Below are 15,469 nucleotides of genomic sequence, written 5' to 3' on the forward strand. Positions count from 1 at the left end.
TGTTACCGCGGCACCGGTATGGGGATCGGTGGCAGACGCGGAATCTGCGGGAGGCCCGGGATCACCGGGGCAGGCGCCGCGGGCGGCGGCGTGGTCGGCGTCGGCACGCGGACCGAGCCGTCACTGATGTAGATGGTGACGACCGAGCCGGGGATGGCCGAGCCGTTCGGCGAACTGCCCATCACCGTGCCCTTGGCCTGCGAGCCGGGACTGGTCACCGCGGAGACCTGGAAGCCGGCGCCGGACAGGATCGAGGTGGCCTCGCCCTGCGACTTGCCCGCCACGTCCGGGACCTGGGAGTTGTTCGCACCGCGGACGTACTTGTCGTCCACGGGCGGCAGGGCGGCCGGTGGGAAGCGGTCGAGCACCGGCTTGATGGCGTTGAACCAGGTGCGAGCCGGTTCGTTACCACCGAACAGGCCGGAGGCATTGCTGGCGCCACAGTTGCGCAGCGGGAACGAGCAGATCTCGCCGGGGGTCGGGCTGTCGCCGTAGACGTAGACCGAGGAGGCCAGCGAGTTGGTGAAGCCGAGGAACGCCGAGGACCGGTGGCTCTCGGTGGTACCCGTCTTGCCCGACATCGGCGCGTTCCAGCCGGCGGCCCGCGCGGCACCGGCGGCGGTGCCGCTGACGTCGTCCTTGCTCATCGCGTTGGCGAGGGTGTTGGCCAGGCCGGGCTCGACCACCTGCTCGCACGCCTGCTGGGTGAGCGGGACGGTCTTGCCGGAGCGGTCGATGACCTCCGTGATCGGCGAGGGCGGGCACCACTTGCCGCCCGAGCCGAGCGTGGCGGCCACGTTCGTCAGTTCCAGCGGGTTGATCGCGAACGGCCCGAGGGTGAACGAACCCATGTTGTTGTTCTTGATGTGGTCGGCCAGGCTGGTGTTGCCGTGGCCGGAGGTGCCCGGCTGGGTGTAGGCGCGCATGCCGAGGCGCACGGCCATGTCCACCGCGGCCTCGACGCCGACGTCCTGGATCATCTTCACGAACGTGGTGTTCGGCGAGGTCGCGAGCGCGTCGGTCACCGACATCGAGCCCGGGTAGTTGCCCGCGTTCTTGACGCACCACGAGTCGGCCGGGCAGCCCGGCGAGTTCGAGTAGCCCATGCCCCTGGCGGCGTAGGTGCCCGGCACGTCCACCTGGGCGGCGATGCCGAGGCCCTTCTCCATCGCGGCGGCGGTGGTGAACAGCTTGAAGATCGAGCCCGCGCCGTCACCGACCATCGTGTACGGCTGGCCGAGCAGGGTCTCGTTGGCGTCGCGGTTGAGGCCGTAGGTGCGGCTCGAGGCCATCGCGAGGACCGGATGCGAGTCCTGGCCTGGCGCGATCACCGACATCACCTCGGCGATGTTGTCGAGGTTGGGATCGGCCTGCTCGTTCACCGACCGCTTCACCGATTCCTGCAGCACCGGGTCGAGGCTGGTCTTGATCAGATAGCCGCCCTTGTCGACCTGCTCGCGGCTGATCCCGGCGTCCTCGAGGTACTGCAGCGCGTAGTCGCAGAAGAAGCCCTTGTCCTGGGCGGCGATGCAGCCGCGCGGCAGGCCCTTGGGCTCGGGCAGCACGCCGAGCGGTTCGGTCTTGGCCTTGCGGAACTCCTCGGCGCGGTGCGGGATGTTCTGGATCAGCGTGTCGAGCACGGTGTTGCGCCGATCGGTGACGCCCTGGACGTTGGTGTACGGGTTCAGCTTGGAGCTGGACTGCACCATGCCGGCGAGCATCGCCGACTGGGTGATGGTGAGGTCGGCGGCGTCGACGCCGAAGTAGGTCTGCGCCGCGTCCTGGATGCCGTAGGAACCGTTGCCGAAGGGCACCAGGTTCAGGTAGCGGGTGAGGATCTCGTCCTTGCTGAGCTCGCGGTCCAGCGTGAGCGCCATCCGGATCTCGCGCAGCTTGCGCGCGGGTGTCGTCTCGATCGCGGCGCGGCGCTCGGCGTCGGTCTTGGCGACGACGAGCAGGTTGAAGTTCTTCACGTACTGCTGGTCGAGCGTCGAGGCGCCCTGCTGCACCTCACCGGAGGAGGTGTTGGTGAGGAACGCGCGCAGCGTGCCCTGCCAGTCGACGCCCTTGTGGTCGGCGAAGCGCTTGTCCTCGATGGACACGATCGCCAGCTTCATGTTGTTGGAGATCTTGTCGCTCGGCACCTCGAAGCGACGTTGCTCGTAGAGCCACGCGATGGGGGCGCCCGCCGCGTCGACCATGGTCGAGACAGCCGGGACCGTGCCCTCCACCAGCTCGGCGGACACGTTGTCGACGGCATCGGCGGCTCGGTTGGAGATGAACCCGAAACCACCGGCCAGGGGGAACAACAGCCCGGCGACTAGCACGGCGGCCAGCGCGCAGCTGCCGGCCAGCCTCGCGAGCGTTTGAGTGATCGGCACCAGCCCAGCCTAAAGGGTGGGGTGTCAGGGTTCACTGCTGTGCTGCTCGACCGGGGATGTCCGGTCGGTGCCAGGGGGGTTGCTCGGGCGTGTCAACAAAATGATCACATCGGCGTGTCGTGCCCGGCCACGCCGGTGATCAGCGCGACTACCCGGCGCGACGGCGATTTGAATGGACGGCCGTACCAAAAAATCGGGGGTCGGTCTTGCGCAAGCGCCATACCTTTACCTAGATTGAGAACCCAGTGTGATAGAGCTAACACTCAAAGTGGAATGTGGTGCGGACCGCAGCGGTAGTTGGGTTGCTGTGATCCGCGCTCGCGATTCTGGAGCGCCGCACAACGGTGTTCGGACTGCAAAGGGGCACATCAAAATGCACATCACAACCCCCATCGCTCGACTGGATGTAGAGCAGGCCGAGGCAAGGATCGCTTGGGTTGCCCAGGCGCGATGCAAGGAAGTGGACCCTGATCAGCTGTTCGTTCGTGGTGCGGCGCAGCGCAAGGCGGCGACGATCTGCCGCCATTGCCCGGTGCTGATGCAGTGTGGCGCCGACGCGCTGGACAACCGGGTGGAGTTCGGAGTGTGGGGCGGGATGACCGAGCGGCAGCGGCGCGCGCTGCTCAAGCAGCATCCCGACGTGACGTCGTGGGCCGATTTCTTCCAGGCTCAGCGGCAGCATCAGGTGGCCATCTAGGGGGCGAGACCAGGCCGTTATCACACACGGCGCCGAGACCGCGGGGTTTGCGGAATCGGCGCCGTCGGCCGGTGTTACGGGTTTGTTAGCTATAGCTGATTCGACTGAATCAGACCGCGGCGGGCTCGCCCGCCAGCTGGTCACCGACCGCGCGCAACGCGTCCAGGTCGGAGACCTCGAACGGCAACGCGGTGACCGAAACGATCGGGACCCGCGGATGGGCGCCGGTGAAGCGATGCAGCAACCGCTGCTCCCGCTTCGCGGTCGCCACCCGCTCAGCGTGGACGCGCAGCACCGACGCGGTGAGCGGGGCCGTCTCACGCAGCTGATCGGCGGCGGTCAGCGCGTGATCGCCGGACAGCCCCGACAGCGCGGGGTGCGTCCGGTTCAGCACCAGGCCCGCCAGCGGCATCCGCTCGGTGGAGAGCCGGTCGACGAAGAACGACGCCTCCCGCAGCGCGTCGGGCTCGGCGGCCGCGACGACGAGGAAATGTGTGCCCGGCTTGGACAGCATCGCGAAGGTGCGCTCGGCCCGCTCCTGGAAACCGCCGAACAGCGACTCCAGCGACTGCAGGAACGTCGAGGCGTCCTTGAGCATCTGCCCGCCGACGATGGTCGACACGCCGCGCATCGCCAGGCTCATCGCGCCGGTGACGAACCGGCCGACGCCGCGCCCCGGCGCCATGATCAGCCGGATCATCTTGCCGTTGAGGAAGGTGCCGAGGCGCTTGGGCGCGTCGAGGAAGTCCAGCGCGTTGCGCGAAGGGGGAGTGTCGACCACGATCAGGTCCCACTCCTTGCGCCCGGCCAGCTGACCGAGCTTCTCCATCGCCATGTACTCCTGGGTTCCGCCGAACGAGGAGGCCACGGTCTGATAGATCGGGTTGGCGAAGATCTGCTCGGCCTTCTCCGGGCTGGTGTGCTCGAGCACCATGTCGTCGAAGGTGCGGCGCATATTGAGCATCATCGCGTGTAGCTGACCAGGTACTTCGGGGCCGAGCTCGACCCGCTGCGGGGTGTTGTCCAGGTCTGCGACACCGAGCGACTGGGCCAGCCGGCGCGCCGGATCGATGGTCAGCACCACGACCTTGCGTCCCGCCTCGGCCGCCCGCAACGCGATCGCGGCCGCGGTGGTGGTCTTGCCGACACCGCCCGAACCGCAGCAGACGATCACGCGGGCCGTGGGATCGGCGATGATCCCCGAGACATCCAGGCGGGTCGTCGTCACTTGCTCACTCATCGCACTCCCTGCGCGGATAGCTGTTCGGCCAGTTCGTAGAGTCCGCCCAGGTCCACGCCCTCGTCGAGGGCGGGCAGGTGCAGCTGGGGCACGTCGACGCCCGCCAGTTCCGCGGCGCTCTCGTCCTGCGCGGTCAGCATGACGGCGTGGTCGACGCTCTCGGTGAGCAAGCCGGCGAAGTCCGCGTCCGACAGGGTGATCCCGGCCTTGGCCAGGTTCGCGGCGATCTCGGTGGTGTCGAGCTCGCCGCGCACGGCCAGCTCGCGTTCGACGGGACCGAACTGGGCCTTGGCCGCCCGGTTGACGATCACCGTGCCGATCCGCAGATCGTTGGCGGTGAGTTCGGCGACGGCGTCGGCGGTCTCCTGCACCGGCAGCGCCTCGAGCAGCGTCACCAGGTGGATCATCGTCTGATCCGAGTGCAGCAGCTTGGACACGCCGTCGGCCTGCGAGGCGATCGGGCCGCCCTTGGCGATCTCGGCCATCGCCTGGGTGACGTCGAGGAAACTGGCGATCCGGCCGGTCGGCGGGGCGTCGACGACGATGTCGTCATAGGCGGGCCTGCCGTCCTTGTCGACGCGCACCGCGCATTCCTTGATCTTGCCGGTGAGGATCACATCGCGCAGGCCGGGCGCGATGGTGGTGACGAACTCGATGGCGCCCATCCGGCGCATCGCCCGCCCCGCGAAGCCGAGGTTGTAGAACATGTCGAGGTACTCGAGGAACGCGTGCTCGATGTCGAGGGCGAGGGCGAACACCTCACCGCCGCCGTCGGCGCTGGCGATCCTGGTCTCGGTGGGTGGCAGCGGCGGCCGGTCGAACAGCTGCGCGATGGACTGACGGCTCTCCACCTCGACCAACAGCACTTTGCGACCGCCCGCGGCCAGCGCGAGGGCCAGTGCGGCCGAAACGGTCGACTTGCCGGTGCCTCCCTTGCCGGTCACGTAGTGCAAGCGGGCCTCGGCCGCGCGCTGTGGCCATCCGGTCGACGGTCCCGGAACCGACGAAACCGGCTCTGCTGTTGGTGCTCCCACGTGGCCGAGCCTATAACCCGTTTCTCATCGGCGGTCGGGGTGAGCCCTAAACTCACACCATGAGTGAAGTCACCCTGTGGGAGTACGCGACCGTGCCGCTGTTGACGCACGCGACCAAGCAGATCCTCGATCAGTGGGGCGCCGACGGCTGGGAGCTGGTCACGGTGCTGCCCGGCCCGACCGGCGAACAGCACGTCGCCTACCTGAAGCGGCGGAAGTAGTCGTGGCCACCGCGTGGAAGGACGCGCTCGATCGGCTCGGGGTCACCCTGCCGCCGGTCGCCGCCCCCGTGGCCGCCTACATCCCGGCCGTGCAGACCGGTTCGCTGGTGTACACCTCCGGCCAGCTGCCCTTCGTCGACGGTGAGCTGTCGGCGGTCGGCAAGGTCGGCGCCGAGGTCGATGTGGAGCAGGCCAAGGATGCCGCGCGGCTGTGCGCGTTGAACGCGCTGGCCGCCGTGCACGACCTGGTCGGGCTCGACCGGGTGGTGCGGGTGGTGAAGGTCGTCGGATTCGTCGCCTCCGCACCGGGATTCAGCGATCAGCCGATCGTGATCAACGGCGCGTCGGAATTCCTCGGCGAGGTGTTCGGCGACGCGGGCGTGCACGCGCGTTCGGCGGTGGGCGTCTCGGAGCTGCCGAAGAACACGCCCGTCGAGGTGGAATTGATCGTCGAGGTCGGATAGGCAGCCGTCATGGCACTGGAACATCCCGCGTACGGCCGGGTTCGGGCGGTCACCCCGACGGCATCGGTGCTGCTCGCCGACAATCCGTCGCAGATGACGCTCGACGGCACCAACACCTGGCTGCTACGCGGGCCCGGCAGCGACGACTACGTCGTCGTGGATCCGGGCCCGAAGGACAAGAAGCACACGGCCGACATCGTCGCGGCCACCGGCGGGCGGATCGCGCTGACGCTGATCACCCACCACCATCCCGACCACACCGGCGGCATCGATCACCTGGTGAAGGCCACCGGGACGCCGGTGCGCGCGGTGGCGCCGAAGTATCTGCGCGGCACGGACGCGGCGCTCGTCGACGGCGAGGTGATCGAGGCCGCCGGTCTGCGGATCACCGTGCTGGCCACGCCGGGCCACACCACCGACTCGGTGAGTTTCCTGCTCGACGACGCGGTCGTCACCGGTGACACGGTGCTCGGCCAGGGCACCACCGTGCTCGAGTCGACCTCGGGCGCGCTGGCCGATTTCCTGTCCTCGCTGGAACTGCTGCTCGAGCGGGCCGCGGGCAAGGCGTTACTGCCCGCGCACGGTCCCGATCATCCCGACGCGGCGCCGGTGGTGCGGTACTACCTGGACCACCGCCGCGAGCGCCTCGATCAGATCCGCGCGGCGCTGGCCGAATTGGGCCAGGACGCGGGCGCTTTCGAGGTCGTCCGCAAGGTGTACGCCGACGTGGACAAGCGATTGTGGCCCGCGGCGCGCAGTTCGGTGAAGGCGCAGCTGGAATACCTCCGGGCGCAACGCTAGTCCTGGCCCGGGCACACGGAACGCCGGAACCACGGTGGTGCGGACGAGGCCCTCTTCCTTCGGAGCCGCATCGGTGGTTCCGGCGTGCCGGTGAACTCTGGTGTCAGCGAGCGCGACGGGCGAGCCGCTCGGAATCCGAGATCAGCACGCTCTTGCCCTCGAGCCGCAGCCATCCGCGATGCGCGAAGTCGGCCAGCGCCTTGTTGACGGTTTCCCGGGAAGCGCCGACCAGCTGGGCGATCTCCTCCTGGGTCAGGTCGTGGGTCACGCGCAGCGCGCCCGCTTCCTGGGTGCCGAAGCGCTGTGCGAGCTGCAGCAGCGCCTTGGCGACGCGGCCGGGCACGTCGGTGAAGATGAGGTCGGCGAGGTTGTTGTTGGTGCGGCGAAGGCGTCGGGCCAGCACGCGCAGCAGCTGCTCAGCGATCTCGGGGCGCTGATCGATCCACGACTTGAGTGCGTCGCGGTCCATCGTGACGGCGCGGACCTCGGTGACCGTGGTGGCGGTCGAGGTACGCGGGCCCGGGTCGAAGATCGACAGTTCACCGAACATGTCGGACGGACCCATGATGGTCAGCAGGTTTTCCCGGCCGTCGGGGGAACGGCGGCCGATCTTCACCTTGCCCGTCGTGATGATGTACAGCCGATCGCCGGGTTCGCCCTCGTTGAAGATGACGTGGCCGCGCGGAAAATCTACGGGCTGCAGCTGCTTGGCGAGCGCGGCCACCGCGGTGGGCTCGACGCCTTGGAAGATGCCTGCTCTGGCGAGGGCCTCGTCCACGAATGTGCTCCTTATGGGATATGGCTTGCGAACCTGGTCGAGCGAATCGACCAACAGCGCAGTCTACGCGGCATCACGGCAGCACAGTGACAGACACCACGTAAAGAGTGGATTGCGCACAGGCGCGCACACCATGACGGGGGTTCAGCTGGCGCGGGCCACGTCGAGATCGGCGGTGCGGGTACGGCGCTTGCGCACCCGTCCGACCGCGGCGGGCAGGCCGAGCTTCGTCAGCTCTTTCACTTCGGCGTTGCTGGCACTGTCCAGGTACTGCTGAACCTCTTCGTCGGGTTCGAGAAGCTTCCGGAGCCGGTTCTCGACCCGCTCCATCCCCAGTGCGAACAGCATCAACAGCACTGGGAAGAGCACCACAGCGAGTCCTTGCATGACAGGCAGTAAACACGTTCCAGGTCTCAGATGGAACACAGGAGGCCAACTCGGCGCCCAATGTTGTCGTAGCGGTTCCGTATGGTGGAGCGGTGCCCGTTTCCCCCTCCACCGCGGCGGCGAGCGATGCCGGAACCGCCGCGGCGCCCGCCGGTCTGTCCGCGGCGCGAAAGCGCAAGAACCGCGCGCTAGCGGCGGAAACGCGGACCGGACTGGTCCGTCGGGCCCGCCGGATGAACCGCACCCTCGCGGCCGCTTTCCCCGACGCGCACTGCGAGCTGGACTTCACCACTCCGCTGGAATTGGCGGTGGCGACCATCCTCTCGGCCCAGTGCACCGACGTCCGCGTGAACCTCACCACTCCGGCCCTGTTCGCGAAGTACCGCAGCGCGCGCGACTACGCCCAGGCCAACCGGGCCGAGCTGGAGGAATACATCCGGCCGACCGGCTTCTACCGCAACAAGACCAGCTCCCTCATCGGCCTCGGCGAGGCGCTGGAAGCCGATTTCGACGGTGAATTGCCTCACACACTGGCCGAATTGGTGAAATTACCGGGCATCGGACGTAAAACCGCCAACGTCATCCTCGGCAACGCCTTCGATGTGCCGGGTATCACCGTCGACACCCATTTCGGCCGGCTGGTGCGCCGCTGGAAGTGGACCGAGGAGGAAGACCCGGTCAAGGTCGAGCACGCGGTCGGCGCGCTGATCGAGCGCAAGGACTGGACGATGCTCTCGCACCGGGTGATCTTCCACGGCCGTCGGGTGTGTCATGCGCGCAAGCCCGCGTGCGGCGCCTGCGTGCTCGCCAACGACTGCCCGTCGTTCGGGGCGGGGCCAACCGATCCCGCCGTGGCGGCCGAACTGATCAAGGGGCCGGAGCGCGAGCACCTGCTCGATATGGTCGGGCTGTGAGTGAGCGCCGACGAGTGAGCGATCGACACAATGCGTCGTCGCGCCTGACGGAACCGGGCGCCGCCGAGGTGCTGCCGTGAGCGAACCCACCGAGCCGTCGCCGATCCGGCGGCCGGCGCTGCGCTGGGCGCTCGCGGCGCTGATCCTGGTGATCGCCGCCGCCGTGGCGCTGTGGCCGCGCACGGACTCCGGCACCACGAACCCCGGGACGCCTGCGGCACGCCAACCGGCGGCGGTCTCGGCCGAGGAACGCGCGGCCGCCGGGCTCGCGCCCTGCCCGGCGTCGACCGGTCCCGGCGCGGGCCCGCTGGCCGGTATCACCCTGACCTGCCTGGCCGACGGCGCCCCCGTCGACCTCGCTGCCGCGCTGGCGGGCAAGCCCGCGCTGCTCAACCTCTGGGCCTACTGGTGCGGCCCCTGCGCCGTCGAACTGCCCCACCTGCAGGAGTTCGCGCGGCGCGCGGGTCCGGAACTCACCGTGCTGACCGTCCACAGCGATCCCGACGAGTCAAAGGCGCTGGCCAGGCTGAGCGGCCTCGGCATCACACTGCCCGGCGTCGAGGATCCGGCGGCGAGCGTGCGCACGGCCGCCGGGGCGCCCGCGGTACTCCCGGTGTCGGTGCTCGTCCGCGCGGACGGCACCATTGCGAGTGTCGAGGTGCGCACGTTCGCCGATGTCGCCGACATCGCCGACACGGTGGCCGAAAAGCTCGGCGTTCGGATCGCGGTATGACGAAGGACGTTGTGATGAACGGTGTGATGCGGCTGGACGATTCCGGCCTCCCGTCCTGGCTGCACCCGGCCATCCGGCACGCGGGGCCCGACGCCGCCGACACCATGGCCGCCTCGCGCGCTCTGCGCCGGGCCATGTCGATCACCGGCAAGCCGCGCCAGGCCGCGGTCCTCGTCCTGTTCGCCGGCTCGGCGGAGCCCGACCCGGCGGCGCCGGGTGGCCTGCCCGCCGACGCCGACGTCCTGCTCACCCAGCGCGCGTCCACCATGCGCCAGCATCGCGGGCAGGTCGCCTTCCCCGGTGGTGCGGAGGATCCGGGCGACGACGGCCCGGTCGGCACCGCGCTGCGCGAGGCCGCCGAGGAGACCGGCCTGGACCCCGCGGGCGTACAACCCTTCGCCATGCTGCCGAAACTGTTCGTGCCGCCGTCGAAGTTCGACGTCACCCCCGTGCTCGGCTACTGGCGGGCACCCAGCCCGGTCGGGGTGGTCGACCAGGCCGAAACCGAGCGTGTGGTCCGGGTTCCGCTCACCGAATTGCTCGATCCCGCACACAGATTCATGGTCCGTGGCAGTCTCGGCTACCAGAGTCCCGCTTTCCAGGTCGACGGCATGCTGGTCTGGGGGCTCACCGGCGGTATCCTCGCCGGCATCATCAAAACAGCCGGCTGGGAACGAGACTGGGATCGGGGCGACGTGCGTGACTTGGAGAGCTCGCTGGCTGCGGTCGGAATGACCCTGTGAGCGCCTCGGTGTGGCTCGACATCGCGGTGGTGTTGATCGCGTTGGTCGCGGCCTCGACCGGGTGGCGGCAGGGCGCGGTGGCCTCGGCGCTCGCGTTCTTCGGCGTCGCGCTCGGCGCGGTCGCGGGCATCCTGATCGCGCCGCACATCCTCAAGCATCTCAGTGAGGGGCGCAGCCGGGTCCTCGGCGGCATCCTGCTGATCGTGCTGCTGGTGATCGTCGGCGAGGTGGCGGGCATGGTGCTCGGCCGCGCCGCGCGCAGCGGCATCCGCAATCCGATCGCGCGCAGCGTGGACAGCGTCACCGGCGCCGTGCTGCAGGCGGTGACCGTGCTGGTCGCGGCGTGGCTGCTCGCGCTGCCGCTGGCCACGGCCTCCCAGCCGAACGTCGCCGCGGCCATCAACGGGTCGAAGGTGCTCGCCGACGTCAACGAGGTCGCGCCGAGCTGGCTGCGCAAGCTGCCCAACGAATTCTCCAGACTGCTCAACACCTCCGGGCTGCCGGACGTCATCGGGCCATTCGGGCGCGCGCCGATCGCCGCGGTCGAACCGCCGGACGCCAGCGTGCTCGCCAGCCCGGTCGCGGCGTCGCTACAGCAGAGCGTGCTGCGGATTCGTGGCGTCGCGCCCAGCTGCCAGCGCGCGCTGGAGGGCTCGGGCTTCGTCATCGCGCCGGAACGCGTGATGACCAACGCGCACGTCGTCGCCGGAACGAACTCCGTGTCCGTCGACACCGCGCGCGGTGCGATGGAGGCCAGCGTGGTGCTGTTCGACCCGTCCAAGGACATCGCGGTGCTCGCGGTGCCGGGCCTGACCTCGCCGGTCATCCCGCAGGCGCCCGAGGCGGCACGCTCCGGGGAGAGCGCCATCGTGCTCGGCTACCCGGGCGGCGGGCCCTACACGGCCAGTGCCGCGCGCGTGCGCGAGACCCTCGACCTCACCGGACCCACCATCCACCGCGACGGCACCGTCGAACGCGAGGTGTACACGGTCCGCGGCCAGGTCCGCGCGGGCAACTCGGGCGGCCCGCTGGTCGACACCGAGGGCCAGGTGCTCGGAGTGGTCTTCGGCGCCGCCGTCACCGACGACGACACCGGTTACGTGCTGACGCTGAACGAGGTCGGCCCGGAACTGGCCGCCGCGACGACGAGCAGTGCGCCCGTCCCCACCGGAGCCTGCGTCCTGAGCTGAGATATCGGAGCGCTGGCGCGCTCGAGGTCGGGTCTTATTGGGCCGGTTCAGGTGCGGGGGTTCCGGCTGCGAGTCTCAGGGGGAGACCAGGCCGTCCTGGGGTGAGCCGTTGACGCCGTTCTGTTCGCGCCAGCGGGTGGTCAGCACCTCGTTGACGCGGTTCGGGTTCTCCTGGTGCGCGTAGTGGCCGGCGTTCGGGATGGAGACCAGGGTCCGGTCGGTGGCCAGCCGGGAGCCACGGTGGAACGTGGCGGGCAGCAGGTAGGGATCGTGCTCGCCGCGCAGGCCGAGGACGGGGATGTCGATCGGGGTGCGCATGGTCGCCATGAAGCGCTTGCCGTCGGGCCGCCATTGACTGCGGAAGGCCCAGCGCTGGTACTCCAGCGCACTGTGCGCGGCACCGGGGATGCGGATGGCGGTGCGCATGCGCGCGGCGGTCTCGGTGAATTCGGCGGTCCGTGACCAGGATTCACCGACCCTGGCCCGCAGCAGGCGCTCCACCTCGGCGCCCCCGTCGCGAGTGAGCAGATGCTCGGGGTAACGGGGCAGCTGGTAGCGCAGGAAATCGGGCAGCCAGGTCGCGCGCTGGGCGGAATCGCGCAGCACCGCGCTCTTCAGCGCGGCCGGGTGTGGCGAGCTGATCAGGCCGATCGAGCGGACCAGTCGCGGGTGCAGCACCGCGGTGGCCCAGCACACCAGCCCACCTTCGGCGTGTCCCACGAGGGTGGCCTCGGTGTGTCCGAGTGCCCGGATGAGTCCGGCGATGTCACCGGCGAGGGTCCAGCCGTCGTAGCCGCGGGGCGGCTTGTCGGTGTCGCCGTAGCCGCGCAGATCCACCGCGACGGTGCGGTAGCCGTGGCCGGCGAGCCCGGTCAGCTGGTGCCGCCACGACCACCAGAAGTCGGCGAAGCCGTGGAGCAGCAGCACCAGCGGGGTGGTGTCGGAACGATCCGCCCCGTCGGCCTCGACGACGTGGAAGCGGATCCCGTTGGCGTGCACGTCCCGGTGCGTCCACGGTCCGTCGTAACGGACGCTGGACGGATCCGGGAATGAGTTGGACGACACGCCGATCGAGCCTAGTAGGCGGGTCCGGCCGTGGCGACCGGGCCCGCCCGGCGCGTCATCGGTTGGTCGACTTCTCCAACGCGGGCGCGGTGCTCTCCCGGTGGGTCAGCGCCGCGGGCAGCACCTCGGCGGTCTGCTTGAGCGAGCCGATGGTCTTCTCCGGCGCCCGCAGTTTGCGTACCTTGAGCCAGCCGAGCAGGGCGAGCAGCGCGGTGGTCAGCACCATCAGCGCGAACACGATCAGGAACGCCGCCCACCGGTACAGCCACACGTCGAGCAGTTCGGCGAGGAAGAAGAAAAAGAAGAACGAGCTGAACAGCAGCACGGTCAGCGCGAGGATGAAGAACACGCTGCCGGTCAGGCCCTTGCGGACCTCCGCGGTGACCTCCGCCTTGGCCAGCGCCACCTCGGCGCGCACCAGCGTCGACATCTGTTCGGTCGCGTCACGGACGAGGCTGCCGATGCTCGCCGATCCGGGCGGGTTGGCGTCGGTCAACGGGATGGAAGTGACCGTGCGACCGTCATTTCCGCCTTGGGTGTAACTCACTTCGTCGACCCTTCTCCCTGTCCTGGCACTACTAGGCCTCACTGTCCGGTTGTAGCTCGTCCGCGTCGCGGCGTGCCTGGTGCACACGCCCTCGTCGCAACAGTAGCGCCGATCCGAGCAGCGATGCTGCCATGGAGGTCACCAGGACCGCCGCCTTCGCCAGATCGATGACGGCCGCGCCCTCGTCGGCCAGCGCGAGTTCCGCCACGAGCAGGCTAACCGTGAAGCCGATCGCGCCGAGGACCGACAGGGCGAACATGTCGCGGTATTCCAGCCCCACCGGGCGTTTCGCCCAGCCGAAGCGGATCGCCAGCCAGCTGATCCCGAAGATGCCGACCGTCTTGCCGACGAGCAGCCCGAGGATGATCGCCAGCGACAGCCGCTCGGTGAAGAGCTGACCGAACACGTCGCCGTTGAGCGGCACGCCGGAGGCGAACAGCGCGAACAGCGGGACGCAGAAGCCGGCCGAGATCGGCTGCACGACGTGCTCGAGGTGCGTCGCAGGCGCCTGGTCCTCGCCGGGATCCTTGCGGACCCGGGTGAGCAGACCGAGTGCGACACCGGCCAGCGTCGGATGGATGCCCGCCTCGTGCAGCGCGTACCAGCAGACCAGCGCGATCGGGATATAGAGGAACGGCGTGTGCAGCCGCCACCGCTGAGCCAGGGCCCAGGCTCCGCAGCAGGCGAGCGCGGCGGCCAGCCACAGCATCGACAGCGAGGCGGTGAACAGCACCGCGATGAGCACGATCGCGAGCAGGTCGTCGACCACGGCCAGGCTCAACAGGAACACCCGCGCGCTCGCGGGGATCCGGGAGCCGGTCATCGCGAGCACGGCCAGCGCGAACGCGATGTCGGTGGCCACCGGGATCGCCCAGCCGTTGTTCATGCCGGGCACGCCCCAGCCGACGCTCATCGCGATCAGCGCGGGCGTGATGACGCCGCCGACGGCCGCGATGATCGGCAGCGCCGCGCGCCGGGGATCGGCGAGTTCGCCGACCACGAGTTCGCGTTTGAGTTCGAGCCCGGCGACGAAGAAGAAGATCGCCAGCAGCCCGTCCTTGGTCCAGTCGGCCAGGCTCAGGTCCAGGTGCAGCGCGTCGATGCTCAGCCGGGTGTCGACCATCGTCTGATAGCTCGCGCCCCACGGCGAGTTCACCCACAGCAGCGCCACCGCGGCGGCGATCAGCAGCAGCGAGCCGCCGACGGTCTCGGTGCGTAGATAGCGGGTGAGTTCGGAGCGAACGCGCGTGATCACAATCGGGGCCTTCCGGCTGGTACGGGCGGACTGCGGGCGCTCATCCCACCCTGCGGTGACACAGATTCACGACCGCATGCCGACCAGACTTCCCGGCACACCTGTACGGAATCCTAACGGATACGGCCGGTGACATCGCATGTCACCGGCCGTATCCTGCGCCTTCGCGGCGCGCCCGCCTCAGTTGCCGCCGGCGCGGATCGCCTCGAAGACGCCGGGATCGACCAGGGTGGAAGTGTCGCCGAGCTCGCGGCCCTCGGCCACGTCACGCAGCAGCCTGCGCATGATCTTGCCGCTGCGCGTCTTGGGCAGCTCGGGCACGATGTGGATCTCGCGCGGCTTCGCGATCGGGCTGATCTGCTTGGACACCTCGGCCTTCAGCTCGTCGACCAGGCCGTCCCCGGCCCGCCCTGCCGCCTCGCCGGTGAGGATGACGAAGGCGACGATGCCCTGCCCGGTGGTCGCGTCGCTGGCGCCCACGACCGCCGCCTCGGCCACGGCCGGATGCCCCACGAGCGCGGATTCGACCTCGGCGGTGGAGATGCGGTGTCCGGAGACGTTCATGACATCGTCCACGCGCCCGAGGACCCACAGATCGCCGTCGGCGTCGAGCTTGGCCCCGTCGCCGGCGAAGTACCAGCCCTGCTCGGCGTAGCGCTCCCAGTAGGTGGCGCGGTAGCGCTCCATGTCGCCCCAGATGCCGCGCAGCATCGACGGCCACGGCTTGTCCAGGACCAGGTAGCCATTGGCCTCGGTCTCGCCGAGCTCGACCGGCTTGCCTTCCTCGTCGACGACCTTCGCGGAGATGCCGGGCAGCGGGGCCATCGCCGCGCCGGGCTTGGCGGCGGTGACGCCGGGCAGCGGCGAGATCATGATCGCGCCGGTCTCGGTCTGCCACCAGGTGTCCACGATCGGAGTCTTGTCGGCGCCGATGACTTCTCGGTACCAGCGCCAGGCTTCGGGGTTGATGGGTTCGCCGACGGAGCCGAGCAGGCGCAGGGAGGTGAGGTTGTGGGCGT

The 15,469-nt window shown here is 69.4% G+C and carries 17 protein-coding genes; 8 read left to right on the forward strand and 9 right to left on the reverse strand.

The window, feature by feature from the left end:
• Positions 1–2: 2 nt before the first annotated feature.
• On the reverse strand, positions 3–2,381 hold the full coding sequence (locus DFR69_RS15640; protein WP_110038221.1) for a penicillin-binding protein: 2,379 nt from the start codon (positions 2,379–2,381) through the stop codon (positions 3–5).
• Positions 2,382–2,754: 373 nt separating this feature from the next.
• On the opposite strand from DFR69_RS15640, the gene DFR69_RS15645 reads away from it, so the two are divergent.
• The gene (locus tag DFR69_RS15645; RefSeq protein ID WP_019044565.1) at positions 2,755–3,078 is read left to right on the forward strand and encodes a WhiB family transcriptional regulator; all 324 of its coding nucleotides are present in this window, start codon (positions 2,755–2,757) and stop codon (positions 3,076–3,078) included.
• Positions 3,079–3,187: 109 nt separating this feature from the next.
• On the opposite strand, the gene bagB is transcribed toward DFR69_RS15645, so the two are convergent.
• The gene (bagB, locus tag DFR69_RS15650) at positions 3,188–4,318 is read right to left on the reverse strand and encodes an ATPase BagB (RefSeq protein ID WP_110038222.1); all 1,131 of its coding nucleotides are present in this window, start codon (positions 4,316–4,318) and stop codon (positions 3,188–3,190) included.
• Positions 4,315–5,352 (reverse strand): ATPase BagA, encoded by a 1,038-nt coding sequence (bagA, locus tag DFR69_RS15655; protein ID WP_110038223.1) that lies wholly within the window; start codon positions 5,350–5,352, stop codon positions 4,315–4,317. The genes bagB and bagA overlap by 4 nt, the downstream gene beginning before the upstream one ends.
• Before the next feature lie 59 nt (positions 5,353–5,411).
• Between bagA and sp36 the strand changes: the two genes are divergently transcribed.
• The 3 genes from sp36 to DFR69_RS15670 are packed head-to-tail and all read left to right on the forward strand — an operon-like array spanning position 5,412 to position 6,838.
• Positions 5,412–5,573, forward strand: coding sequence for a Sp36 family protein (gene sp36, locus DFR69_RS15660; protein WP_110038224.1), 162 nt, complete (start codon positions 5,412–5,414; stop codon positions 5,571–5,573).
• Positions 5,574–5,575: 2 nt separating this feature from the next.
• Entirely contained in the window at positions 5,576–6,037 is a 462-nt protein-coding gene (locus DFR69_RS15665; RefSeq protein WP_110038225.1) for a RidA family protein, read from the forward strand.
• Positions 6,038–6,046: 9 nt separating this feature from the next.
• On the forward strand, positions 6,047–6,838 hold the full coding sequence (locus DFR69_RS15670; protein ID WP_110038226.1) for an MBL fold metallo-hydrolase: 792 nt from the start codon (positions 6,047–6,049) through the stop codon (positions 6,836–6,838).
• 103 nt (positions 6,839–6,941) lie between these two features.
• Here DFR69_RS15670 and DFR69_RS15675 read toward each other — a convergent pair whose 3' ends face one another.
• Positions 6,942–7,616 carry a Crp/Fnr family transcriptional regulator gene (locus DFR69_RS15675; RefSeq protein WP_040703546.1) on the reverse strand — a complete coding sequence of 225 codons (675 nt, stop codon included), beginning with the start codon at positions 7,614–7,616 and terminating at the stop codon, positions 6,942–6,944.
• A gap of 144 nt (positions 7,617–7,760) precedes the next feature.
• A complete protein-coding gene (locus tag DFR69_RS15680) occupies positions 7,761–8,003 on the reverse strand; it encodes a hypothetical protein (RefSeq protein ID WP_167456269.1) in 243 nt (80 codons plus the stop codon).
• A gap of 233 nt (positions 8,004–8,236) precedes the next feature.
• Here DFR69_RS15680 and nth point away from each other — a divergent pair, with 233 nt between their 5' ends.
• The 4 genes from nth to DFR69_RS15700 all read left to right on the forward strand — a co-directional run bounded on the left by nth (position 8,237) and on the right by DFR69_RS15700 (position 11,583).
• The gene (gene nth, locus DFR69_RS15685) at positions 8,237–8,917 is read left to right on the forward strand and encodes an endonuclease III (RefSeq protein ID WP_186817475.1); all 681 of its coding nucleotides are present in this window, start codon (positions 8,237–8,239) and stop codon (positions 8,915–8,917) included.
• A gap of 76 nt (positions 8,918–8,993) precedes the next feature.
• Positions 8,994–9,650, forward strand: coding sequence for a TlpA family protein disulfide reductase (locus DFR69_RS15690; protein ID WP_110038228.1), 657 nt, complete (start codon positions 8,994–8,996; stop codon positions 9,648–9,650).
• Positions 9,647–10,393: an NUDIX hydrolase gene (locus DFR69_RS15695; RefSeq protein ID WP_110038229.1), complete on the forward strand. Its 747-nt coding sequence runs from the start codon at positions 9,647–9,649 to the stop codon at positions 10,391–10,393. Before DFR69_RS15690 ends, DFR69_RS15695 begins: the two co-directional genes overlap by 4 nt.
• Positions 10,390–11,583, forward strand: coding sequence for a MarP family serine protease (locus DFR69_RS15700; RefSeq protein ID WP_110038230.1), 1,194 nt, complete (start codon positions 10,390–10,392; stop codon positions 11,581–11,583). Before DFR69_RS15695 ends, DFR69_RS15700 begins: the two co-directional genes overlap by 4 nt.
• Positions 11,584–11,658: 75 nt before the next feature.
• Here DFR69_RS15700 and DFR69_RS15705 read toward each other — a convergent pair whose 3' ends face one another.
• The 4 genes from DFR69_RS15705 to DFR69_RS15720 form a co-directional block, all read right to left on the reverse strand.
• Positions 11,659–12,648 carry an alpha/beta fold hydrolase gene (locus tag DFR69_RS15705; protein WP_110038231.1) on the reverse strand — a complete coding sequence of 330 codons (990 nt, stop codon included), beginning with the start codon at positions 12,646–12,648 and terminating at the stop codon, positions 11,659–11,661.
• A 55-nt stretch (positions 12,649–12,703) separates the two neighbouring features.
• Positions 12,704–13,195, reverse strand: a complete 492-nt coding sequence (locus tag DFR69_RS15710; protein ID WP_110038232.1) for a phage holin family protein — start codon at positions 13,193–13,195, stop codon at positions 12,704–12,706.
• Between the two features lie 31 nt (positions 13,196–13,226).
• Positions 13,227–14,450, reverse strand: a complete 1,224-nt coding sequence (gene nhaA / locus DFR69_RS15715; RefSeq protein WP_110038233.1) for a Na+/H+ antiporter NhaA — start codon at positions 14,448–14,450, stop codon at positions 13,227–13,229.
• Between the two features lie 180 nt (positions 14,451–14,630).
• Positions 14,631–15,469 (reverse strand): AMP-binding enzyme (locus tag DFR69_RS15720; RefSeq protein WP_146229290.1); only part of this gene is annotated, 839 nt, incomplete at its 5' end.

Source organism: Nocardia neocaledoniensis, assembly GCF_003182135.1.
Lineage (GTDB): Bacteria > Actinomycetota > Actinomycetes > Mycobacteriales > Mycobacteriaceae > Nocardia > Nocardia neocaledoniensis.

Excerpts from the sequence above, each read along its gene's own strand:
- DFR69_RS15645 (WP_019044565.1), top strand. The coding sequence starts at position 2,755 with ATGCACATCACAACCCCCATCGCTCGACTGGATGTAGAGCAGGCCGAG.
- bagB (WP_110038222.1), bottom strand. The coding sequence starts at position 4,318 with ATGAGTGAGCAAGTGACGACGACCCGCCTGGATGTCTCGGGGATCATC.
- sp36 (WP_110038224.1), top strand. The coding sequence starts at position 5,412 with ATGAGTGAAGTCACCCTGTGGGAGTACGCGACCGTGCCGCTGTTGACG.
- DFR69_RS15670 (WP_110038226.1), top strand. The coding sequence starts at position 6,047 with ATGGCACTGGAACATCCCGCGTACGGCCGGGTTCGGGCGGTCACCCCG.
- DFR69_RS15680 (WP_167456269.1), bottom strand. The coding sequence starts at position 8,003 with ATGCAAGGACTCGCTGTGGTGCTCTTCCCAGTGCTGTTGATGCTGTTC.
- nth (WP_186817475.1), top strand. The coding sequence starts at position 8,237 with ATGAACCGCACCCTCGCGGCCGCTTTCCCCGACGCGCACTGCGAGCTG.
- DFR69_RS15695 (WP_110038229.1), top strand. The coding sequence starts at position 9,647 with ATGACGAAGGACGTTGTGATGAACGGTGTGATGCGGCTGGACGATTCC.